Raw genomic sequence first — 24,805 nt, forward strand, 5'->3', positions numbered from 1 at the left:
GATGTTTTTTGCAAAAACAAAACCTCAAAAAACATCTAACTTTGGCCAATATGCACCATCAAGTGTATACGGTCGAGGTTTAACATCTGTACAATCCGCACAAGATGAGTTGTTTAATGAGCATATCCCATTCAAACCTCTTAATCTTATTAGCATTGAAAAACAATTTTTCGGACTTGAGCTACATTCAAAGCAGCCATTTTATATGCCGTATGAAGATAGTACACATTTACTATATTGCGGACCTACAAGGTCTGCAAAAGGTGTGGCACTATCACATAGAGTCGTAGAAGCCTTTAAACAGGGAAAAGGTGTCATTATCATTGACCCAAAAAAAGATGATTTTTTACCTCAGGTAATCACAGAAGAACTTCAAAGACAAAACAGGATAGATGATCTCGTTATAGCTTCATATCCAAATAATTTTTCCTACTCAGGTTTCGACAAATCTGACACATACAGAGAGTTTGCAAACAAACTTATCGTTGCACTCGATTTAGCCCCAAGTGGCGATCCAAAATCAGATTTTTATCGTCGTAATGAGCGGACACTTTTAAAAAAAGTAGTAGATATATTTTTAAACTCATTATCTTTACTGGATATCGAATTTGAGATGAATTACAAGAGCCTTGCAAACTTCATTAAGTATCTCTATTTGGATTTATCTGCCACTCAAAACTACAATCATGAAATCTCAAAAAACAAACCAAATATGGATCTGATAGAGCGATATTCAAAACGATACTTTGATCCAGATTTGTTCCAAAAATTGGAACTGTCATTTGATGAAATTTCTACTCTTAAAGGGTTGCATCAAACCATTTTAGAGCTATGTGATGCAAATATTTACACTCAAATAGATATTTCGGATGCCTTATACAATGGAAAAGTTATCTATATACAAGCCGATCAGCTCGATGAAGCGAGTCTAAAAATGCTTAAAATTTTACAGGTCGATATCATCCAAAAAGCTAAGAAAAAAAGAGCAAATTGCATAGTGATAGCTGATGAAGTAAGTTTTTACGCTACAAAAACGCTTTCAGATAGCCTCTCCACGATAGCAGGATTTGGAGTGCATTTTATTCTTGCATTGCAAGACCTTGCTCAACTAAATGATGAAACAATAAAAAACCCAATCCTTTCCAACTGCCAAACAAAACTTTTTTACAAAAGTAGCGATATCGAAACGCTTGAGTACATAGAAAAAATATCAGGTTTGGAGCTTGTAACCCAAACCACAAAACATCAATCAGATATTACTATCCGACAGATTCAAGAACCGCTACTAAACATTACGCGACTTCGAGCACTCAAGCGAGACAGAGTTGCTGTACTTATCGTCGAATCACTCAATACCCCTGTGATAGTGCAAACTTGGCATATTGAAGTAAAACAAAAATTTGACTGGTCAAAACACGACAAATTGATATTTAAGCCGAAAGTCTCACAACTCTCAAAAGATTTTAGAGTCGAGCTAAAACGAGAGAGCTTTGATGAAGTTGCACAAGAGCCGAAAAAGGAGCTTCAACTATGATTACAGATAGAGATATCGAGATTTTCAAGTTTATCAACAAATATGGCAAAAGTTATATCGAGGTGCTTGCAAAAACTTTTTTTACAAACGAACAAGTCGCACGCAATCGGATGAATATTTTAGCAAAGCAAAATCTTATCACCTACTGGAATACAAATCTCATGAAACCTCGCCGTGCAATAGTACTCACCTCCGATACAAAATCAATGCTTGAAAATGATTTCGATATAACACCACGAAACGCTAAACTCAACCGTACAACCATACAGCATAATATCATCGAGCAAATCGTTGATTTTCATTTATCTAAAATCGGTACCGTTGAGAGAACAACAGTTTATACTCATAAAGAGAAATTGCACCATATTCCAGACTTCATTTTTATAAATGGATCTGGCAATAAAATCAATATCGAGGTGGAGCTAACGAAAAAATCAGCTCCTAGGTATGCTAAGTTGATGCAGTCAGTTTCAAAGGACAATCCCGATGCGATCATCTATGTTTTAACTTCCAAAGAGAAGATAAAACCCTTTGCAACTATTATGCAAAATGGCATAAACTCTTTTTTATCAGCGTTGATGATCTGATAAAAAATATTGATCAAACAGGACAGATCAAGCCAATTCCGCAGGAGCAGAGTTTGTTTGAAACTCCTATTTGATACTCCATTTAAAAGTTTATTCAATCCGTAAACAAACTTTTAAATGATATTGCGGTGCTAAAACCTCCTAAGGTCGGTGTTATCACCTTGTGGGCGCGTCAGGAGTTACCTCCCGACCCCGATGTCCCATCGAGTATTTGTTGAAAACAAAAAATTAACGCAGCAGCGAGCGTTAACATTTTCTTTTAATCAAAACTCGACCACCATCAAGTTTATCCACAACTTGCCCCTCCCGGCAACTGGCTGTCTAAACTGAATGGTTTGAGCCATCGGGGTCTGGAGAATCCAGACGCGCCCACACTCCGTTACGACATTTTTAAAAAATCACCTCCCAGGTAATTTCTTTAAAAATATCTGATCTTCGTGATTTCTCGCAAAGTAAAGAAAAGCTGGATGGCTTTTCTATCTATCTGCATTGTGGATTTCACTTGCGTTCAATCTTTTTTATTTTTTGTAGTTTCTTTTAAACTTCAAGCCCTTTTAAGACAAGAGAATTTTAACGCACTGTAAGGCTGACATAAAAAATAAAACTTCTTTTATTTTTCTGCAAGCATAGTGCAATTCTTTGTCTTTGTTCAAAAGGGCATTTAAGCCCAAAAGAACATGAGAGTCTTGAAGTTTTTTCAACTTCGCTGGTTTCGACTTGTAGTCGCCAAATATTTTACGAAAACATTTGATAAAAGGATCACATCATGAGAGTTTATATCACAGACTTAGAGGCTTACAATAATGGTCGTTTAGTTGGAAGTTGGTACGAATTGCCAATGAACAAAGATGAGCTTACGCAAGCTATACAAAACGAGTTGCAAAAAGGGCAACAAGTTTGTGAACATGCCCATACGCACGAAGAATATTTTATCTCAGATTTTGAGTATGATTATATGAAAATCGACGAATACGACAGCCTTGATGAACTCAATGAAATTGCACAAAAAATTGAAAAGTTGGACGAAAGTGAGAAAATGGCAGTAAAAATGATGGTTGAAAACCATATAGTGAACTCCATAGATGAAGCTATAGAAAATCTTGAAAATATGATCTGTACAGGAGAAAACAGTATGGAGGATATAGCTTACAATTATATTGAAGAGAGTGGGCTACTACAAAGAATGCCGGAGAATTTACAAGGATATTTTGATTATGAGGCGCTTGGGCGTGATATGGAGATTGAAGGGAACTATTTTAGAGATGAAAATAATATTTTATGGGAGTATGTAGGATAATGCTATCCTGCATTTAAATCGAGATTTAGTCTGTTTAGATAGAATATTATTGTAGTTTAAATGAGGGTTTTAAATAAGGATGCTTTTAGATAATAAAAAAAATGGTAGAGTTGGTGATGTTTTAAAACAAAACATCACCAACAATTCAAAACTCTCTATTATCTCAGGCTACTTTACCATCTACGCCTTTGCAGAGTTAAAAAAAGAACTTAGCAAAATTAAGGAGCTAAGGATTCTCTTTAGTGCACCGATTTTTACAAATGGATATACCAACAACTACCTATCTGGTGAACCAGAAGAGATAAAATTTAAAAATCAACTACAGCAGGTTAAAATTGCTCGTGAGTGTGCAACATGGATAAAAGAGAAGGTTCAAGCCAAAGAGGTTAAAACTGCGGGTGCTATCCCTTTTAATCTCTATCACATTGATAATAACACAGCAATTACAGGAAGTTCTAACTTCTCCTGCGTTGGTCTTGGATATGCAAGCTCCTCCACCTTTGCTATGAATACATTGGCAAAAGATGCCCAAACAACAAAAGAGTTTTTAAGCACTTTTGATGAAGTGTGGAACAACAAAGAGATGGTTCGTGAAGTCAAGCAAGAGATACTCGAAGCGATAGAGGAGATTTATAGCGACAAATCCCCACAGTTTTTATACTTTATGACCCTTTATAATATTTTCAAAGAGTTTCTTGGTGAACTTGACGAAGAGAAAATCATACGGACAAAAACAGGGTTTAAAGATACCATTGTATGGAATAAACTCTATAATTTTCAAAGAGATGGTGTGCTTGGTGCAATAGATAAGCTTGAAAAATACAATGGTTGCATCATTGCAGACAGTGTTGGGCTTGGTAAAACTTTTGAAGCACTTGCCGTTATCAAGTATTATGAGCTAAGAAACGATAGAGTCTTGGTTTTAGCTCCAAAAAAACTAAGAGAGAACTGGTCTATCTACACCATAAATGACAAAAGAAATATACTGGCTGAGGATAGATTTAACTATGATGTTTTAAACCATACAGATTTATCACGCTCAAAAGGGATGAGTGGGGAGATAAACCTCTCTACTCTCAACTGGGAGAACTATGACCTCATAGTCATAGATGAATCACACAACTTTAGAAACAGTGGCACAGCAAACAAAAAGAAAAAAACAAAGTCAAGATATGCACGGCTTTTAGAAGATGTTTTACAAAAAGGTGTAAAAACAAAAGTGCTTATGCTATCAGCAACCCCAGTAAACAACAAACTAAACGACCTTAAAAATCAAGTAGCATTCATTACAGAAGCAAACGATGAAGCTTTTGCCTCACAAGGTATCAAGTCTATAGAACAGACACTTAGAAAATCGCAAACCAAATTTAATGCTTGGATGAAGTTAAGCGAAAAAGAGCGAACTACCGCCAAGCTTTTAGACAGTCTCAATTTTGACTACTTTAAACTGCTTGATTTAATCACCATTGCAAGAAGCAGAAAACATATTGAGAAGTATTATGATACGACCAATATTGGCAAATTTCCGCAAAGAAATAAGCCACTCAATCTAAAACCCGACATCGACACTTTAAACGCATTTCCTCCACTGAGCGATATAAACAAAACCATAAGAAGACTCTCATTGTCTGCTTATTCCCCTTTAAAGTATGTCTATCCGCACAAGCAAGAGGAGTATGCTCAAAAGTATGATATTGATTTAGGTGGAGGACGGGTTTTTAGGCAGTCTGATAGAGAAAATTCTCTTATCCATCTCATGCGAGTAAATCTACTCAAGCGGATGGAAAGCTCCATAAACTCTTTTTCATTAACGCTTATTAAGCTGATAGAAACAAACCAAAAAATCATAGATTTAATAGACAATCATGTAAGCAGTAGCTTTGAAGAAGCAAGCATAATAGATGTAGATATAGAAAGTGACGCATATGCTTCACAACTCATAGGAAACAAAGTAAAAGTCTTAATCTCTGATGTAGATAAAATCAAATGGAAACAAGATTTACAAAGTGATTTAGATAAGCTTGAAGAGTTGTTGGCTAACTCTATTGAAGTGGATAACAAAAGAGACAATAAACTCAAAATCCTCAAAGAAAATATCAAGCAGAAAATCCAAAACCCTTTTAATGCAAACAACAAAAAGGTGATTATCTTCACAGCCTTTTCAGATACAGCCGAGTATCTCTATCAGAACATACATCAGTGGGCGAAAAAGGAGTTTGGAGTTGAGAGTTGTCTCATAACTGGAAGTGGCACAAACAAAACAACTCTAAACACAAAACACAAAGACTTAAACTCACTCCTTACTCATTTCTCCCCTATCTCAAAAAGTAGAGCCAAAACCAACCCAGAAGCTACAAAAGAGATAGATATACTCATAGCAACCGATTGTATATCCGAAGGGCAAAACTTGCAAGATTGTGATTATCTCATTAACTACGATATTCACTGGAATCCTGTAAGAATCATCCAAAGATTTGGTCGTATTGATAGACTTGGTTCAACCAACGAAACGATACAGCTTGTGAATTTTTGGGCAAATATGGAGCTTGACGAATACATAAACTTAGAAAGCCGTGTAAGTGGTCGAATGGTATTGCTTGATGTCTCTGCAACTGGAGAAGAAAACATCATAGACACGCAAACCACAGGTGATATGAATGACTTATCATACCGTGCAAAGCAGTTAAAAGAGCTTCAAGAGACAGTTATAGACCTTGAAGATGTCAGTGGTGGTATATCCATCACAGACCTTACTTTAAACGACTTTAAAATGGATTTAATGGGCTACCTTAAAACAGATGAAGCAAAACTACAAAAAACGCCTCTTGGTATTCATAGCGTAGTATTAAATCAAGACGAAGCAAACGACTCCATAGAGAAGGGAACTATTTTTTGTCTCAAGCTTTTAAAAAATGAAGTGCAAACAGACAACTACTCATTAGAGCCTTACTACTTGGTTTATGTAAATGAAGAGGGTGAAGTCAAACTAGGCTTTAGCAGTGCCAAAACCATACTCGACATCTACAAAAAACTCTGTATGGGTCAAGAGAGAGCCATACAAGATGCAGTAACACTTTTTGAAAATGAAACAGACAACTATAACAATATGAACAAATACACCACACAGCTACAAACAGCCATTGAGAGTATTATAGGGAAAAAAGAGGAGAGTGGAATGGACTCACTTTTTTCTCGTGGTGGCACAACTATTTCAAGCGACACCATAAGCAACATAGAAGATTTTGAACTTATATCTTACTTGGTTATAAAATGATACAAGAACCTATACACAATCTTAAAATCCCACACGAGTGTAAGATAGGCAAAAGGCTAACAAAAAAGCAGTTTCTTGAAAACTTCTCTCTCAAAGCCAATGAGAAAAAAATCCTTAAAGAGGATATTCAAAGCATCACTTTGGAGTATCTACTTAACAAACACAACATCAACATAGCGCCATTTGTAGATGAAGAGAATGATTACTCAGAGATAGCCTTTATACAAGTGGAGATTCTAAACCAAAGCAAGTTAAAGTCCATAGCGACAATTGTTCAGTATATCCCATACCCTCTAATCGTATTTTTTATCTATAAAAATTCACTCTGCATAAACATAAGCCCAAAACGCATCAATAAAAACGACAGCACGAAGCTAGCTGTAGAAGAGTCATACTTTACAAACTGGATAGACCTTGAACAGACTAACTCTTTAGAAGAAGATTTTCTTAAAAGCTTAGAGATTCAAAACCACCCTTTTACAGATTTTCTATCATTTTACAACAGTTTTTTAGATAAAATAGTAGCATTTAATGCCTCTGCTTACAGTGGAAGTTTGAGTGTCAATGAAGAGACGAAAACCATACTTGACGAGATAGCACAGTGCGAAACCAAGATAACAGAGCTAAAAAACAAGATAAAAAAAGAGACGAACTTTAGCGACAAGGTCAATATGAACATAGAGCTGAAAAAAATGAAGAATAAAATAAACGATTTGAAAGGAAAACTGTAATGATAATCTCAAAGAGTTCTAGCTCGAAGCTAGCACAGCCAAATATCTTGAACGATTTGGCACCCTTTGAGGAGTTGTGTAATTATACAACAATTAAAAGATTAAAGGAAGGTTCGTGAAATTAATATATGTAGATGATTCTGGAAATACAGGAAAAAAACTAGATGATATATTGCAGCCTTTGTTTTTACTTGGTGGTTTTATAATAGATGAAGATAATTGGAAAAAAGTTGATAAGGCTATAGCAGATATAAAAATAAAATACAATATAGAAGATATGGAAATACACTCTATAGAGATAATGAATGGGAAAAAAGGAACTCCATATCAAGATTGGGCTTATGAGAAAAAACTACAATTTTTTTCAGATATTTTGCAAGTTATTCAAAAATTTGACTTAAAAGTAATCTATTTTTCAGTTAAGAAGATAAACTTTAAAAGATATTTTCAATCAAAATATGGAAAAGATTTTGAACAACAGTTTAATATCTCTCCATATTTACTTGCTTTTTCTTATATGCTCCAAATTGCGGATTCTTATCTTGTATCTCAAGATTCTAATGGAATGCTGATATTAGATGAGCAAGATGAGTGGAAAAAACCAGCAAATAAAACTTTTAATCTTTTAACCACACTTATAGATGAACCGGAAGTGCAAATAGAAAAACTTCTTGATAGGAGTTTTTTTGTAGAATCAAGTGAAAGCAATATGATACAACTTGCAGATGTTATAGCATACACTACAAAACGATATTTAGAATTAGAAATTAGGGAACTTAATGATAAAAAAAGAGATGAAAGAATAAAACTTTATTATATATATAAAGACAACATCTACAAGCCAAATTTTGAGTATGGGAGTCATTCTATATTGAAGTGGTTAGAAGATAATATTGGCAACCAAACGAAGGATAAACCAATTGGTTAGTCACTGTTGGCTGCCGATACAATGGTATTGTAACAGAAAATAGTTAAAATTTCAAGAGGTAAAAATATATGAAAAAATTAGATGGTAAAAGTTTAGATATAGTGAGTGAAAATGTAGAGAAGTTAAAAGAGCTATTCCCTGAAATTTTTGAAGAAGGGAAAATCGACTTTGAAAAGCTACAAAATGAGCTTGGCAAGTTTATAGACAAAGAGCAAGAGAGATACAACTTCACTTGGAACGGCAAACAAGAAGCCAAAAAGATAGCCCAAACTCCATCTACTGGAACACTAAGACCTGCACCAAACGAGTCTAAAAACTGGGACACTACACAAAACCTCTACATAGAGGGTGATAACCTTGAAGTGTTAAAACTTCTACAAAAATCTTACCACAAAAAAGTCAAAATGATATACATAGACCCACCTTACAACACAGGCAAAGACTTTGTCTATAAAGACAACTTCAAAGACAATATTAAAAATTATCTTGAAGTTACAGGGCAAGTAGATAGTGAAGGAAATAGACTAAGCACAAATAGTGATACAAATGGGAGGTATCATAGTGATTGGCTTAGTATGATGTATCCGCGACTCAAACTTGCAAGAAATTTACTTAAAGATGATGGGGTTATTTTTATAAGTATTGATGACAATGAAGTGGCAAATCTTAGAAAGCTTTGTGATGAGATTTTTGGGGAGGATAATTTTGTAGGAAATATTATATGGCAACATAGTATTCAAGGTAAAGGTTATGGAGGTAAATTGTCAATACATCATAATCATATTTTAGTATTTAGTAAAAATACTGATTTTGAATTAGGAATGTTTAAAAGAACAGAAGAAGATAATAAAAATTATTCTAATCCAGATAATGATCCAAATGGAGATTGGCGAACAGGAGATGTGAGAAATGCACTTGATAGACCAAATTTAAAATATAATATTACTACACCCAGTGGAAATATAATTAAACATCCAGATAATGGATGGAGATGGAGCAAAGAAACATTAAATGAAAAAATTAAATCTGGTGAAATTATTTTCAATGAAGATGAAACAAGAATAATCAGAAAAATTTATTTAAAAAATCAAGAAGGTAGAGTTCCTGAAAGTATATTTGATGGAAAAAAATTTGGAACAACACGAGATGGAACAACTGAGTTAAAAGATCTATTTAATAAGCCTCCTTTTGATACACCTAAACCAACTTTATTAATTAGAAAGATAATGGAGTTAAATTGTCATGAAAATGACTTTATCTTAGACTTCTTCTCAGGCTCAGCCACAACAGCCCATGCTGTGATGCAACTCAATGCAGAAGATGGAGGAAAGAGAAAATATATTTGTGTCCAAATCCCCGAACCAACAGATGAAAAAAGTGAAGCCTACAAAGCAGGATATAAAAACATCTGTGAGATAGGAAAAGAGAGAATAAGAAGAGCAGGAGAAAAGATAATAGTCGACAATCCAGACAAAGATTTATCAAATCTTGATATAGGTTTTAAAGTATTTAAACTTGATAGCTCCAATATAAAAGAGTGGGATAGTGATTTTGATAATTTAGAGCAAAACCTCCTTGATGCTACTGAAAATATCAAAGAAGATAGAACAAGCGAAGACCTACTCTATGAAATCCTCCTCAAATATGGACTTGATTTAACTCTTCCTATTGAAGAAAAAATTATTGATGGCAAGAAAGTGTTTATTATAGGTTTTGGTGCATTAGTAGTTTGCCTTGATGACAATATAACAACTGACATAGTTGAACAAATAGCTGACCTAAAAGAAGAATATGAAACTGAAGTGATGCGAGTAGTATTTAAAGACAGCAGTTTCAAAGATGCTGTTGTCAAAACAAATGCTATTCAGATACTAAAACAGCATGGTATTGATGAAGTCGTGAGTGTGTAAATGTTAGTTGTAGATAAGCCTATTGAAAGTATAGATGAAGATTTTTTAAATAGAAAAGATTTTGCTCAAAACATCGCTAAAGCTATTTTAAATTATTCAGATAAAAATAACTCTAGCTTAACAATAGGACTTTATGGAAAATGGGGGTCAGGTAAAACATCTATAATAAATATGATTACTGAAAATATTGATGATGTGATTATCTTTAAGTATGAACCTTGGATATTCTCAGATACTCAACAGTTGATAAGTAATTTTTTTAAAGAATTTGCTAAAGCCATAAAGCACAAGGATTATGCAGAAGATGCAAAAAAAATTGGAGAAGAGCTTGAAACATATGCAAGCTTTTTTGAACCATTAAGTTTAATACCAGAGCCTACAGTATCTTTATTAAGTTTGGCAAGTGCAAAAGTTTTTGGAAGTATTGGTAAAGCAAGTAAGAAATGGGGAAATTTAAAGAGTAAAAATCTCTCAACAACAAAGCTATCTATCGAAAAGCATTTACAAAAATTAGACAAAAAAATTTTAATTATTATAGATGATATTGATAGGCTTAATAATACTGAAATACGCCAAATATTTCAAATGATTAAAGTATTAGGAAATTTCCCTAATACAATATATTTATCTTCAATGGATAGAGAAGTTGTTGTTGAAGCATTATCCGAAGTGCAAAAGGGTGATGGAAGTGAATATCTTGAAAAGATAATCAATGTGCCATTTATTGTGCCAAGTATTAGCAAAGAAGATGTTCAGAAGTTTTTATTTATGAAGCTTGATGAAATCATTGAAGATGCAGATTTTGATAAAAATCATTGGGGAAATATTTATCATAGTGGATTTAAAAATTTCTTTTCGACCATTCGAGATGTAGTGAGATATATAAATATTTTTCAGTTTAACTATGGAGTTTTAAAAAATAAAGTTAATACCGTTGATTTAATTGCTTCAAGTGCCTTACAAGTTTTTGAACCTAAAATATTTGAATCTATGAAGTATAACAAAAATATTTTTGTTGGCTCAATTCCTGAAAGTCAATATGGTAGAAATGATGAAAAAGCTAAAATAAAGGAGTTTATTGAAAAGTCATTTGAAAACTTACAAGTTTTATCTCAAGAGGTTTATCTACTTTTTTTAAAAGAACTATTTGTTAAAATCAATGAAGTATATTCCAATACACATTATGTAGGTGCTACTTCAAGGTGTAGAAAAGATGCAAAAATTTGTAGTGCTGAATATTTTGATACATACTTTACAATGATACTAAATGATAAAACACTCTCTAGTTTTGAGATGAAAAGTTTTATTAAAGACCTATCCAATGAAAAGAAGTTTAGAAACGATATCATATCCTTAAATAGAGAAAACAAGATAACAGACTTTTTAGAAAAATTACAAGATTTTACACAAGAAGACATTGAAATTAGAAATTATCAAGTTTTATTTAATGTTCTGATGGACTTAGCAGATACCTTTCCCGAAGAAGATGATGGTATGTTCTCTTTTGGAAACAGTATGCAGGTTATGAGAATTTTTCATCAGTTATTAAAAAGAATAGACAATAAGGATGAAAGATTTAAAATTATAAAAACAGCTATGGAACAAGCTGAAAACAGTATAAGTATATTATCGGAAGAGATAAGTATTTATATGCAAGAACATGGTGAATATGATGGGGATGCAAAATCTGAATCACAATTAACTATAGAAAAAGATGATTTATTGGAATTGAAAAAATTACTGTTATTAAAGATTGAACAATGGACTTCAAAATATAGTTTGCTGCAACATAAAAAAGGACTTAGCATATTATATGTTTGGCTGAGATTAGACGAAAAAAAATCTAAAGAATATATTGCTAAAGAAATTAAAGAGGATAAAAAATTAATAGATTTCTTGAAACTTTTTATATCATATTCTTATAGTCAAACAAGCGGAGATTATACCACTAGAAAAAATATAAAATATAATTACGATGGTATAGTAAATTTTATTGATGTAGCTAAAATCATAGATAGAGTTAATGAGTTAAATATAACTGATGATAAAGATAAATTGGCACAGTATGCAATAGAAAATTTTTTAGCACACTATAACGGTATAGCAATAGTAAATGAGGATGATTTATAATGAAAATACAATTTGAAAGCAATTTAAACTACCAAAATAAAGCAATAAGCTCCATTGTGGATATATTTGAAGGGCAAGAGATTTGTCAAAGTAATTTCTCTGTCTCTCGTGTTGTAGGCGATACGCTTGGTATCACTGAAAATGAGCTTGGTATTGGTAATAGACTTGAACTTTTAGATGACGAGATACTTGCTAATGTGCAAAAGATTCAGCTTAAAAATGGACTTCCTCAATCTAAAAAGTTAAGTAGTATGGACTTCTCAGTGGAGATGGAGACGGGAACGGGTAAGACTTATGTCTATCTCAAAACCATTTTTGAACTAAGTCGTAAATATGGCTTTACAAAATTTATAATCGTTGTACCATCCATCGCCATAAAAGAGGGAGTTAAAAAGACACTTGACATAACCACTGAACACTTCAAATCACTCTTTGATAATGTAAATTATGACCACTTTGTCTATGATAGTTCCAACTTAGAGCAAGTAAGAGATTTTGCAACGAGTAGCGATATTCGCATAATGGTTATAAATATAGACGCTTTTAGAAAAAGCTTCACTGACCCAAGTAAAGATACAAAAGCAAATATTATCCACCGTCAAAACGATAGACTAAACGGTGAGAGACCCATAGACTTTATCGCTTCTACAAACCCTATACTTATCATAGATGAGCCTCAGAGTGTTGATAATACCTCAAAGGCAAAAGAGGCTATAGAAAAGCTAAATCCTCTTTGTAAGCTACGCTACAGTGCTACACACATAGAGAAGTTCAACCTTATGTATAAACTTGACTCTATTGATGCATATGAGCAAAAACTTGTAAAACAGATAGAAGTTGCCAATGTAAAAATAGACGACAGTTCAAACAAAGCATACATAAAACTTCTAAGTGTAAAAGCCAACCCAAGAAGTGCAAAAGTAGAGATAGATATAACAAAAAATGGCAATACAAGCAGAAAAACCATAACCATAAAAGATGGAAGCGATTTATATGAACTCTCTAATGGTCGTGATGTGTATAGTGGCTACACCGTCAATGATATTTATATCGAAAAAGGGAATGAATATATCGAATTTTCGAATGGAGAAAGTGTAGGTATCGGCGAGGTTATAGGTGATATAGATGATGATAGCATTAAACAGCTTCAAATACGAAAAACAATTGAAGAGCATTTAGATAAAGAGCTGCGTTTGACCTCCAAAGGGATTAAGGTATTGAGTCTCTTTTTTATAGATAGAGTGGCGAACTATAGAACCTATGACGAAGAGGGAAATCCCCAAAAAGGAAAATATGCACGATGGTTTGAAGAAGCCTACAAAGAGATAAGCCAAAAAAGAAAATACAAAACCCTCTTTGAAGATGTAGATATTAGCGCCGATATTGAAAAAATCCATGATGGATACTTTGCACAAGATAGAAGTGGCAAACTCAAAGATAGCACGGGTAAAAATAAAGATGATGAGAGTGCATTTGACAAGATTATGAAAAACAAAGAGAAACTGCTTAGTTTTAGTGAGCCTTTGCGATTTATATTTTCTCACTCTGCACTCAAAGAGGGATGGGATAACCCCAATGTTTTTCAGATTTGTACTCTTAATGAAACAAATTCTGTAATGAAGAAAAGACAAGAAATTGGTCGTGGGCTTAGAATATGTGTCAATCAAGACGGAGAGAGGGTTCAAGGCTTTTATGTCAATACATTAACCGTTATGGCAAATGAAAGCTATGAAGAGTTTGCAAAAAGTCTGCAAGCAGAGATAGAACAAGAGGAAGGAATTAAGTTTGGTGTTATAGAGGAGCACTTTTTTGCAAATATACCTATAAAAAATGAAGAGGGTGATGTAGAATACTTTGGAGCCGACAACAGTGAGGCTATATTTGCATATCTCAAAGAGAATGATTATATAGACTCAAGGGGTAAAATACAAGATAGCCTCAAGCTCGATATAAAAAATGAGAAGTTTGAAGTGCCTGCCGAGTATCAAAATTTACAAGCTGAAATAACATCAGTCATCAAAAAAATTGCGGGTAATCTCAACATAAAAGATGCAAGCGACAGAAAGCTTGTAACGCTTAACAAAGAAGTGTTACTAAGTGATGATTTTAAAGAGTTGTGGGAGAGAGTAAAATACAAAACTACTTATAGAGTAGATTTTGACATTGATAGTTTAGTGAATAAGTGTGCTGAGAAAATTGCAAATGAACTCACCATTGGTAAGATTAAGTATCTCTATTCTAAAGCAAAAAATAAAATCACAAAAGTTGGTGTTGAAGTTGATTTAGATAGTGTCAAAGAGCAGTTTAGCGATGTGGAAATTATAGACTATGAACTACCAGATATTATTACATACCTGCAAAATGAGACAAATTTAACACGCAAAAATATTGTAGATATACTTATTAAAAGCGGAAAATTAGAGAGCTTTAAAAACAATCCTCAAAAGTTTATAGATGGTGCTATTAAAATCATAAAAAAGACAATGAGTATATTTATTGTTGATGGAATCAAATACCAAAAAATCGGCAATGATTCCTACTATGCCCAAGAGTGTTTTGAAGACCAAGAGCTTTATGGATACCTATCTAAAAATATGATTGAAAACAGAGAAAACAAGTCTATCTACAACTACACCGTTTATGATTCAGATGTAGAAAAAGGGTTTGCAAGGTCGTTTAATGAAAATGAAGATGTAAAGCTTTTTACAAAACTCCCTTCTTGGTTTAAAATAAATACCCCTCTTGGTGGATACAACCCTGACTGGGCTGTTCTAATCGAAAAAGACAATGAAGAGAAGCTATACTTTGTAGTTGAAAGCAAGGGAAGTCTCTTTACAGACGATTTACGAGATACAGAAGAGGCAAAAATAAAATGTGCAACTGAGCATTTTAAAGAAATATCAACAGAGACTCAATTTATACAGTCTAATAATTTTGAGCATATGAGGGAGTTTTTGTAAATTTTAAAAATCAGATAAATTCAACTTTATTTGAATTTATCTGGGAATAGAGATTTTAAGTTGATTTTCCTATGAGCTTTGATCATGCTTGCTGGCATCTTTTCTTCTAGCTTTTTGAGTGTTGTTTCAGCATTTGTAACTAAGACTTGGCATTCCTCTTTAGATATTTCGAGCTCAAATCTTGCAGAAATTTCATCTTTTATTTTATTAGTGAATATAGGGTTATTATGCCACGACAAGGTTTTGAAAGATAAAACAATATCGATTAGATATTGTCTATAATCTGTAATAGAGTTTTTGTTTTCATCTTGTACAATAAACTGAAATATATAATACAGAAATAAAAAAGGTCTTACAGGTATATGCCCCTCTAATTTAATGGCTTCAAAAAATTTATACATTGGTGACTTTTCTTCATCAGAAATTTGAAATTTTGAGAGTATTTCGTCTATGAAAATTTCTTCAAGTTTTTTTTGTATTTCATCTTGATTTAAAATTTTTCTTAAATCAGATAGAACAATATAGCTTTCATTATTTAAACCAGGTATATCTGAGAGTTTGTAGGGTTCCTTTCCAGTAAAAAGAAAAAGTGGATTAGCATCCACTTTTTCAATATATTTCATAATAGTGTCAGTCGTCGGTTTAACTTTATTTGTTTCATATCTGGCAATAGTTGTTTGTGCAACATCTAGTTTTTCAGCAAGTTCTTTTTGGGTCAAGTTCAATCTCTCGCGAAATTCTTTTAAGTACATACAGGCACCTTTGTTGTATCATAGATACTAAATTATATCATAAATGTTATATTTAAGCAATATGTAATGCAAATAACATTAAAATACTTTTTAATATCATATATGTTATATAGTATTCAGGAGATAACCGTGAAGGCAATTGATATCGCAACAGAATATTGCTCAAAAAATATCAGGTACTCAGAAGATATTTTTTTAATAGATGAAATTTTTGAAGATGCTTGTTTTTGGGCGAGAGAGTCTTGCCGTGAAATGTTTCAAACAAATTCCATGAGAATAGATTTAGTTCGAAAAATTGATGACGTAGGCGCTGAAGTTGATAGATATATGCATGGCAAGCGGTTTAAAATGCTGAAAAATGCCAAGCAAGGCAAAAATTCACTTTGTTTAGCTTTGATTAGCAAAAAAGCAACAATAAAATGGTTCGTACAGCGGTGGATAAATATATTCATGAATATTACTACAAACCCCAAATATAAAACATACATAGATATAGGAAGTATTGGCTTAATACTTGATGAAAATTTTAGCCATGATGAAGATGCTTTGGCGTTGATATTGAAAGAAGAGGAAAAATGTGAACAGAAAGAAGATATAGAAAAATGGGAAAAAGATTTAATAAATATGGTGAACAGTGGACAATTTGGTGGCGAAGCAACTGAGTCTGGCGGGACTCAGATATTTTTAATTTTTTAATCCAAATGCAAGAAAGGACTAATATGAAAAAAAGTATATCTGAAATAGAAAAAGAAGTAAAGAACAAAGAAGCAAAAGTTGCTAAACTAATGTATCTTGAAGAATTAAAATTATCTGACTACATTAAAGATCATGACATTGTGATAATTGAAGAAGAAATGACTTCGATTCAAAATGAACTCAAATTAAAAACTGAAAAAAAATTGAGTGAATTAGATAATTTTTTGGATAGTTTCGATTTAGAATATGAAAAAATTGAAAATGCAAAATTTGAGTATTTATATCAGGATTTTATCGTAAAAAATGAAATTACAATGTTTGCAGCACCACCTAGCAGTGGAAAAAGTCTTATTAGTGTAGCTTTATGTAATCTTTTCTTATTAAACAAAAGAATCAATCAAATTATCTATTTTGATGCAGACAATGGAACAGCTACACTTAAAGAGAGGAATATTCATAATCTAAAGAAAAAATGGTTAAAACAATTTCGTTATTTTCATGAGAGTCAAGTGACAAAAGCACAAATGCTGCAAATTATAAAACAGTTACAGAAAACTGATTTAAAAGATGTCCTGATTATATTTGATTCAATTAAAAATTTTATGATTGGTGGAGATAGAGATAAAAATAGAGATGTTAGCAAGGTCATGGAAGTTTTGAAATCTTTGAGAGCTAGAGGAGCAACTGTCCTTTTCCTCCATCATACTAATAAGCCAAATAAGGATTTGCAAGAACTTATTTATGCGGGGAGTAGTGCTTTTCAGGAAGACTCTGGTAATGCTTATATTATGCACCAAAATGAATATAAACAGAGTTTTATTTTTAAAAATTTTAAAAAAAGAACTGGAATAGTAATCGATATAGCATTTACTTATGGGGAAAATCATACACTTAATCAAGTTGATTTTATAGAGGCTAATGAAACTGAAGAAGATGAACAAATTCGTACAGAAATTGTTGCTTTTATTGATTCTAATCCAAGATGTATATACAGTCAAATTTTACAGCATGTTACAAGTTTGGGCTATTCAAAAGATAAGGTGAATAAAGTTATACAAGCCGGAAAAACTAAATATTGGGAAGCTGTGAAAAATAAGACCAAACAAAATCGTGATGAGTACATCTTAATCAAATATTTAAATGATTAAGATAACTCAGATAACACTAGTTCTTTAGATACTCAAGCAAGACATAATGATCAGATAGCTGTAGATTACTATAGTACATCTAATGTATCAGATTGCAATGAAAAATAGGAGGAGAAGATGTTAGATTCACTTGAAGAAGTTTTATTGGATATGAAAGATGAGTTGAAAATTCAAAGACAATTATTGCAACTTGTAATTGAGTCGTTAACAACCAAAAAAGCAGTAGCAAAGTTTTTAGGTGTTTGCACAAAGACTGTGGAGACAATGACGCAAGATGGACGCCTGATTGAAGGAGAAGCATGGTTTTACAATGAACAAGGTGTGAAAGAATTTATTCCGGATGGTGTAATAGAAGCAAAACGCAAAAGAGAGTTAAAAAAAGGATCCGTTATTAAAGGTACTAAGCATAAAATGCACCCAACAGCATCAAAATTTATGGTGATTAAAAATGGCTAAATCATTTAAATATATTTACTCAGATATAAAATTTACAATTTTCGAGCGTCATAAAAAATGGTGGTTGGATTTTTATTGGAAAAAGAAACGAATTCGTAGATCAACTGAATTGTCAGCTAATCAAGATAATCTAAAAGTGATTAAAAAACAGATTATTCCAGATATAATCATAGGGTTGGGTCATAAGATTGAAGAGACAATGAAAACAGATAAAACAGAGCAAACTTTAAATGAATTTGCTCAAGAGTTTTTTGACATGCAACGAGCCCGTAAGGAAGTAAGAGAACATGTTATCGATAAAAATATTGCACATTATAACAAGCATATTGCTCCATTGTTTGGAGATAAAAAATTAGTTGATATAGATATTGAAGAGCTGGATAAATGGCAAATTCAATTATTGCAAAACTATAAACACTTAACTGTGCAAAAGTTTCGTTCTGTTTTGTTCTCCATACTAACAGAAGCAGTTAGATACAAAAGGATACAGGAGAATCCTCTTTCATTTGTCAAGGCACCAAAACTAAAACACAAAATTGATGAAGATATAAATCCATTCACAGAGACAGAGCTTATAAAGATTTCTCATACAGCATATGGATATATGAAGAATTTCATTTTCTTAATGGTTAGTACTGGAATGAGACCGGGTGAGATAGTTGCACTTAAATGGAATGATATTAATTTTGAGAAAAAATTTATACGGATTAATAAAACGGTTGTACGAGGAAACGAAGGAGATGTGAAAACATATTCATCGAATAGATTTGTAGATATGTTACCACAGGCTGAGCTATATTTGCAAAGGCAATTTGAATTAACAGGTCATCATGAGTTCGTATTTTTGAGTAGTTTCCATAAACAATTTTATTCCCATGATATAATAGGTGTAAATTTTAAAAAAATATTGCAAAAAAGTGGTGTAGAAGTAAGAAAGCTGTATAATTTGCGTCATACATTTGCATCTCAAATGATTAGTAAGGGTGCAGATATTGTTTGGGTGTCTAAAATACTTGGACACAAAGATGTATCTATTACTTTAAAAATATATACGAAGTTTATACAGGAAGATGATGATATGCGTTTTAAGAAAATTGAAAAAATGGGCACGATTTTGGGCACGATAGAAGAAGTAAGTGTTTAAGGTATCTATAAATAGGGGGTTATAAGGTGAAAATACGAGTCTATTACGAAGATACAGATACCGGTGGGGTTGTGTACCATTCAAACTATCTGAATTTTTGCGAGCGGGCAAGAAGTGAGGCTTTTTTTGACAAAGGTCTGACACCTGTTTTGGAAGGCGGGCATTTTGTCGCGCGTAAAGTTACAGCTGACTTTTATACAAGTGCAAAACTTGGAGATCTTCTTGAAGTGAAAAGTGAACTTTTGGAGATGAAAGCAGCCTCTTTTTCTCTACGACAGACTATTTACAGAGATGATGTCAAGATATTTGAACTTGAGATACTGCTTGTTTATATCACTTTTGAAGGTAAAGTACAAAAACTCGATGAAACGAGTAAAGCACTTGTTTTATCACTCTTCACGTGAGGATACATAGGGAAGAAATCTTGATATTCCGGGGCGTAAAAGCTCTATGCCGTATACCATTTGATTATCGGTCACATTGATATCATAATCTTTATCATCACCTGTGATTTGATTGTAAAAATAATCTACACCGATAGTTGTCGTATAATTGATCCAGTCATAGACTATGTCATTACCAAGAAGTGAATTTGTTTCTATAAGAACACTGTTGTTCTTGATGATGGAGTTTGCAACAACCATTTTTTCTCTATCTATATACTGTGTCATGGAAAGCAGCAACGGATCATAATTTATCTGCGTAGAAAGAATGTTTGTTGCATTTGTATCATAGAGCGTTAACTGCGATAAGATCATACCACTTTTAATGATAGGAGTATTTATAAAAAATGAACCATTGATGATATCTTCATTCTCTTTGAGATAGTGTTCGAGGTTGGTAGTTCTGCGTGAGATAAAATACTTAATAACTTTTTTTTCACTTGCATTGGCATCTTCATTCTCTACGGTCTCTTTATCTGCTGCTTCGTCACTGGCTGCCGATGAGTTGAAAAAACTGCCGAAAATGCCGTTTTCTTCTACTTTTTCATCTATGGTCTGTTTTGGATGTAAGAATTCTTCTTCTTGATAAAGTGCCAGTTTTTTTCCTGTCTGTGATTTGTCGGAGAATATGATAAGCGGCGAGACAGCTTCTTTGAGAAGGAGTTTACTCTGCGCATTGTAGTCAATACCGCCAAAAACATAGTATGGAGAACTGCTTTGGATGTCATTTTTGTTAATTGTTGGAAAATAAATGTTGAGATTTGGATCGATATCGATGATGTTTGTAGCACCTTCTTTTGTAACAGGTGCGATTACATAATCAAAACCGTCATCTTGAATTTTACGAAGTGCAGCGCTGAGATCTTCTATATTTTCACTTTCTACTCTATAGCTTTTTAGTGAAAACGGGTTGCCTTTTGTCATCAGATAGGCAAAGCTCGCATTGATCGTTGAAGAAGCATATTTCCCAATTTTTTTGTATGGCAGAAGCAGAGCGATTTTAAGCTTTCCTCCTGCATTGAAAGCGCCTATATTGAAGATTGCGATGTTCATGGTTCTGGCTTCATCCAACTCTTTATCAGTTAATTTCGTGTCTGCGTGAGCCAAAAAAGAAAAGATCATTCCATTATCCAAATACTCATGCATACAGGAGTCATCGCACTCATAAGGATCTAAGTCCTGAATATAAGTTTTTGGAAGAGGAATGTTGGAGATCATAAAACTTTGTGCAAAGAGAATGATCGGCAGTGTTAAAAACAGTAATTTTTTCATAAGCAACTCTTTATAGTATGTAAATCATTTAAAGTAATTTTTTTTAGTTCAGGATTCCGCAGTAGATACTGGGGATGATATATCGGAATCAATTTATAATCTTTATAGTCTATAACGTGACCCCTGACGTTTTCAAAGTTATCTGCAGTGTCATTTGTAAGATGTGCATATGCTTCTTCACCAAGTGTCACTATTACCTTCGGCTTGATGAACTCCAACTGCGAAAAAAGATAACTTTTACAAGAGTTCCACTCCGAAGGGGACGGCTTGTTTGATTGTAAAGGCTTGCATTTTATGGCATGTGTGACATAAATATCGTTGATATTGAGATGTAAGACCTTTTCAATCATGTTTTTTAACGTCTCACCGGAGCGACCGACATAGTAACTGTCTGCACTGTCTTGAGCCTGCGATACCAGATAGTCAATTATAACAAGATTTGCATTTGCATTTCCATAGCCGCCCATACTTTGTGTCCGCGATTTACTAAGATCACATAGGTGGCAGTTATGTACATTGTGAAGAAGTTCATCGAGTGAACTTGGCTGTTCATAATTTCTTTTTTCATTAATGGTGAAATGGTCGATATATTCATACCCAATAGACTTAAGTCTATAAAGATTTTGTAAAAGAATTAGATTTTGAAAGGATTTCATTGAAGAAGTATAGTTTAAATCGAGTTAAACTCTACTTTATGTCAAAAAAATATGATATGATACTTGTAAGAAAGATTTGGAGCGGTACATGCCTGTTGAGAGTGATAAACTAGAGATAAACAATTTTCAATTAGAATCATCAGTTGAAGTTGAAGACATTGTTCAGCAGATAAAACTCCTCGAAAAAAATAAGGTGCTTGTTCATATAGTTTCTTATATCCATAATACCGTTTTGGTTCAAAATCTGCTTAAAGAACTTAAAAAAACAATACCTCAAGCACAGATTGTACTTCTTAAACATGATAATAAAGTGATTACATCTGTAACTGTTTTTACAATAAAAACCGATGATGAAAAACACATAAGCGATGAGATACTCAAAGAACTCTGTATTGACAACTATAATAAAAAACAGAGTTTAGAGGAGTATCGGGTACAGCTCTTTCAGCGTTACTTCACTGATCATCTGACAAATCTGCCTAATCTTTATCAGTTAAGAAAAGATATGCAAAATTATGATGATGCCGGACTCATCTTACTCAAGATAGATAATTTTCAAGCTATAAATAACTTTTACGGTTTTGTTGTCGGCGATTATGTATTGGAATATGTCGGTAAGTTATTTAAAGAGATACTTCATGAACATAAGGTTTATAGACTCTCAGGAGCTGAATATGGTATTATCACTGATTCTCGTTTAGGATTTTATCAGCTTAAAGATTATCTTACAGAGATTTATGAGAAGATAAAAAATATAGAGATAGTTTATCAGGATACAAAAATATATGTAGATTTTACCTTGGCATCATCCTCAAACCGTGACAATACAAACATCTTTTCAAAAGTTTCTATGGCACTTATCTATGCAAAACAACAGGGCGTTCCTTTTTGGATATATGAAGACAGAATGAATTTTGAGGATGAGTACAGAAGAAACCTTGAACTTTCTCATGTTGTTAGAGAAGCTGTTGACAATAAGAGAGTTGTGCCTTATTATCAGGCGATTATGGATAACAAAACGTCTAAGATTGTTAAGTACGAATGTCTAGCAAGACTAGTGGATCATAACGAAAAAATTCTCTCTCCAATGCTTTTTATCCCCATAGCAAAAACTGCAAAGATCTATAATGAAGTAACAAAACTCATTATAGACAAGTCTTTTGAAATGTTTGAGAAGAGCGAGTATGAATTTAGTGTAAACCTTTCCATTGAAGATATTATGAGCAGTGAAATATTCAACTTTATTATCAATAAATTGAAAAACAACCGCTCTGTTGCAAACAGGGTTACCTTTGAGCTGCTTGAATCTGAAGCAGTGAAAGATTATAAAAAAGTGGACAGATTTATCGGAGAGGTTGCGCGCTATGGTGCAAAAATAGCCATAGATGATTTTGGGAGCGGATACTCGAACTTTTCTTATTTGACAAAAATCAATGCCGATTACATAAAAATAGACGGTACTTTAATAGAAAATATAGATATTGATGAAGCTTCTTTTATCGTTGTAAAAACGATTGTGGAATTCGCAAAACAATTGGGCATAAAGACAATTGCCGAGTATGTTCATTCAAGTGTGGTGATGGATAAAGTAAAAGAGCTTGGAATAGACTATTCACAAGGATTTTATATTGATGAGCCTTCTGTGGGTTTAACTGAAGATAAGAATAAAGAGAAATAAAGTTCCAAAAAGAGGAACTTTATAAGAAATAGAAGTCTGAAATTGACTATTCAGTAACTTCTACGATTTCAGGAGTTGATTCCCAGATACCGTGTTTTGTACAGTAGCCGTGTGCTACAAGGTTAAGTTTATTTTTCATTGGACGGATGTTGAAAGTTACTTCTGCGTGAGACTTTTCGTTTCCAAGTGTTCCCGGTACGAAAGTAGCCATTGCTAGTTTAGTGTCACCATCAAAAAGTGTGATAGACTCAATGTAGTGATCGAAGTCATCAGGGTGAGTGTACTCTTGACCCATTTTCACATTTACTGCAAGCATTTCACCTTTTTTAGCAACACCCGGTACTGTGATGAACGGTGAGTGACGATCGATTAAATCTTTTTTTGCTTCTCTTTCTACTGTGTCAATATCAACATATTTGTTAATCTTTGGCATATTAAATCCTTTTGGTTTGTTTTAATTATAGCGCTATTGTATCTATAAAATCTTTTAGCAAAACATAAATAAGACAATGTTTATCTTAATTAAGTTTTTTTTAATTTCTAGAGCTGAAATTTGCCTGCTCAATTATGAGCGGATAAAAATATCCGTAACCGAAATCTTTGTCTTTGACAGCAACACCTTTTGTATACACTATTGAGCCGACTTTTGGCGGTGTTGTTTTGGTTGTAAAGACGAGATCATCCATACCTTGATATCGGCTACCGTCTTGAATATGCACCCAGTTGCGGCCCATGATTTGTTGTGAAACTTTTGTCACTTTTCCTTTGACAGTGACTTTTGTTCCTGCATACTGTGTTCTTTCTTTAAAAAGTTTGGCAATGCTCTGTGTGCCTTTTTCTTCATATTGTGAGTGCATAATATTTGGCTTTGCCGGTGTTTTTTGTGACTTTTGTGTAGTAACATCCGCTGCAAAAAGAATCTTGTCAAATGTGCGGTTGAGTGTTTTGGAATGAAAGTTCTGCATCCACCCCTGTTCAGAGTATTTAATGGTATCCCCCGGTTTTAGGGATCTTTGTGTCATCACTATCCAGTAACTTTGCCCTTTGTCACTTACTTTAATGTAAGTATATCCGCCGCTGTTCATGGTTTTGAGTACTTTTGCCGTATGAATGTTTGCAGCGAAAAGTCCTGCTGAGAGTAGTAATGCAAGTGCCAGTTTCTTCATAGTTCTCCTTTTGTTTGGTGCATTTTAACAAGAGTTTAACCAA

At 33.2% G+C, this 24,805-nt stretch carries 20 protein-coding genes; 15 read left to right on the top strand and 5 right to left on the bottom strand.

What is annotated here, in order from left to right; translation table 11 throughout:
* Position 1: 1 nt before the first annotated feature.
* The 9 genes from FM071_RS04325 to FM071_RS04365 all read left to right on the top strand — a co-directional run bounded on the left by FM071_RS04325 (position 2) and on the right by FM071_RS04365 (position 15,351).
* Positions 2 to 1,534 (top strand): type IV secretory system conjugative DNA transfer family protein, encoded by a 1,533-nt coding sequence (locus FM071_RS04325; RefSeq protein WP_193111786.1) that lies wholly within the window; start codon positions 2 to 4, stop codon positions 1,532 to 1,534.
* On the top strand, positions 1,531 to 2,121 hold the full coding sequence (locus tag FM071_RS04330; RefSeq protein ID WP_193111787.1) for a hypothetical protein: 591 nt from the start codon (positions 1,531 to 1,533) through the stop codon (positions 2,119 to 2,121). Before FM071_RS04325 ends, FM071_RS04330 begins: the two co-directional genes overlap by 4 nt.
* Before the next feature lie 766 nt (positions 2,122 to 2,887).
* Positions 2,888 to 3,418, top strand: coding sequence for an antirestriction protein ArdA (locus tag FM071_RS04335; protein WP_193111788.1), 531 nt, complete (start codon positions 2,888 to 2,890; stop codon positions 3,416 to 3,418).
* A gap of 79 nt (positions 3,419 to 3,497) precedes the next feature.
* Positions 3,498 to 6,692 (top strand): helicase-related protein, encoded by a 3,195-nt coding sequence (locus FM071_RS04340; RefSeq protein ID WP_193111789.1) that lies wholly within the window; start codon positions 3,498 to 3,500, stop codon positions 6,690 to 6,692.
* On the top strand, positions 6,689 to 7,423 hold the full coding sequence (locus tag FM071_RS04345) for a DUF4391 domain-containing protein (protein ID WP_193111790.1): 735 nt from the start codon (positions 6,689 to 6,691) through the stop codon (positions 7,421 to 7,423). The genes FM071_RS04340 and FM071_RS04345 overlap by 4 nt, the downstream gene beginning before the upstream one ends.
* 115 nt (positions 7,424 to 7,538) lie before the next feature.
* Positions 7,539 to 8,351 (top strand): DUF3800 domain-containing protein, encoded by an 813-nt coding sequence (locus FM071_RS04350; RefSeq protein WP_193111791.1) that lies wholly within the window; start codon positions 7,539 to 7,541, stop codon positions 8,349 to 8,351.
* Between the two features lie 68 nt (positions 8,352 to 8,419).
* On the top strand, positions 8,420 to 10,261 hold the full coding sequence (locus FM071_RS04355) for a site-specific DNA-methyltransferase (protein WP_193111792.1): 1,842 nt from the start codon (positions 8,420 to 8,422) through the stop codon (positions 10,259 to 10,261).
* Positions 10,262 to 12,391: a KAP family P-loop NTPase fold protein gene (locus FM071_RS04360; protein ID WP_193111793.1), complete on the top strand. Its 2,130-nt coding sequence runs from the start codon at positions 10,262 to 10,264 to the stop codon at positions 12,389 to 12,391.
* A complete protein-coding gene (locus FM071_RS04365) occupies positions 12,391 to 15,351 on the top strand; it encodes a type III restriction-modification system endonuclease (RefSeq protein ID WP_193111794.1) in 2,961 nt (986 codons plus the stop codon). The genes FM071_RS04360 and FM071_RS04365 overlap by 1 nt, the downstream gene beginning before the upstream one ends.
* 26 nt (positions 15,352 to 15,377) lie before the next feature.
* On the opposite strand, the gene FM071_RS04370 is transcribed toward FM071_RS04365, so the two are convergent.
* Positions 15,378 to 16,103: a helix-turn-helix domain-containing protein gene (locus FM071_RS04370; protein WP_193111795.1), complete on the bottom strand. Its 726-nt coding sequence runs from the start codon at positions 16,101 to 16,103 to the stop codon at positions 15,378 to 15,380.
* Positions 16,104 to 16,232: 129 nt separating this feature from the next.
* On the opposite strand from FM071_RS04370, the gene FM071_RS04375 reads away from it, so the two are divergent.
* The 5 genes from FM071_RS04375 (at position 16,233) to FM071_RS04395 (ending at position 19,951) form a co-directional block, all read left to right on the top strand.
* A complete protein-coding gene (locus FM071_RS04375) occupies positions 16,233 to 16,799 on the top strand; it encodes a hypothetical protein (RefSeq protein ID WP_193111796.1) in 567 nt (188 codons plus the stop codon).
* Positions 16,800 to 16,822: 23 nt separating this feature from the next.
* Positions 16,823 to 17,947, top strand: a complete 1,125-nt coding sequence (locus FM071_RS04380) for an AAA family ATPase (RefSeq protein WP_193111797.1) — start codon at positions 16,823 to 16,825, stop codon at positions 17,945 to 17,947.
* A 117-nt stretch (positions 17,948 to 18,064) separates the two neighbouring features.
* Positions 18,065 to 18,403, top strand: a complete 339-nt coding sequence (locus tag FM071_RS04385; RefSeq protein WP_193111798.1) for a hypothetical protein — start codon at positions 18,065 to 18,067, stop codon at positions 18,401 to 18,403.
* Positions 18,396 to 19,547, top strand: coding sequence for a tyrosine-type recombinase/integrase (locus FM071_RS04390; RefSeq protein WP_193111799.1), 1,152 nt, complete (start codon positions 18,396 to 18,398; stop codon positions 19,545 to 19,547). Before FM071_RS04385 ends, FM071_RS04390 begins: the two co-directional genes overlap by 8 nt.
* Before the next feature lie 26 nt (positions 19,548 to 19,573).
* The gene (locus tag FM071_RS04395) at positions 19,574 to 19,951 is read left to right on the top strand and encodes a YbgC/FadM family acyl-CoA thioesterase (RefSeq protein ID WP_193111800.1); all 378 of its coding nucleotides are present in this window, start codon (positions 19,574 to 19,576) and stop codon (positions 19,949 to 19,951) included.
* Here the strand turns inward: FM071_RS04395 and FM071_RS04400 are convergent.
* Together FM071_RS04400 and FM071_RS04405 are read right to left on the bottom strand one after the other, a co-directional pair.
* Positions 19,937 to 21,262 (bottom strand): type 1 periplasmic-binding domain-containing protein, encoded by a 1,326-nt coding sequence (locus FM071_RS04400; protein ID WP_193111801.1) that lies wholly within the window; start codon positions 21,260 to 21,262, stop codon positions 19,937 to 19,939. The two genes, FM071_RS04395 and FM071_RS04400, sit on opposite strands and share 15 nt — an antisense overlap.
* Positions 21,259 to 21,918: a uracil-DNA glycosylase gene (locus FM071_RS04405; protein WP_193111802.1), complete on the bottom strand. Its 660-nt coding sequence runs from the start codon at positions 21,916 to 21,918 to the stop codon at positions 21,259 to 21,261. Before FM071_RS04405 ends, FM071_RS04400 begins: the two co-directional genes overlap by 4 nt.
* Positions 21,919 to 22,006: 88 nt before the next feature.
* Here FM071_RS04405 and FM071_RS04410 point away from each other — a divergent pair, with 88 nt between their 5' ends.
* The gene (locus FM071_RS04410) at positions 22,007 to 23,596 is read left to right on the top strand and encodes an EAL domain-containing protein (RefSeq protein WP_193111803.1); all 1,590 of its coding nucleotides are present in this window, start codon (positions 22,007 to 22,009) and stop codon (positions 23,594 to 23,596) included.
* Between the two features lie 46 nt (positions 23,597 to 23,642).
* Here FM071_RS04410 and FM071_RS04415 read toward each other — a convergent pair whose 3' ends face one another.
* Together FM071_RS04415 and FM071_RS04420 are read right to left on the bottom strand one after the other, a co-directional pair.
* Positions 23,643 to 24,029, bottom strand: coding sequence for a class II SORL domain-containing protein (locus tag FM071_RS04415; RefSeq protein ID WP_193111804.1), 387 nt, complete (start codon positions 24,027 to 24,029; stop codon positions 23,643 to 23,645).
* A 100-nt stretch (positions 24,030 to 24,129) separates the two neighbouring features.
* Positions 24,130 to 24,762, bottom strand: coding sequence for a GW dipeptide domain-containing protein (locus FM071_RS04420; RefSeq protein ID WP_193111805.1), 633 nt, complete (start codon positions 24,760 to 24,762; stop codon positions 24,130 to 24,132).
* Positions 24,763 to 24,805 lie beyond the last annotated feature (43 nt).

The organism is Sulfurimonas paralvinellae (assembly GCF_014905135.1).
GTDB classification, from domain to species: Bacteria; Campylobacterota; Campylobacteria; order Campylobacterales; family Sulfurimonadaceae; genus Sulfurimonas; species Sulfurimonas paralvinellae.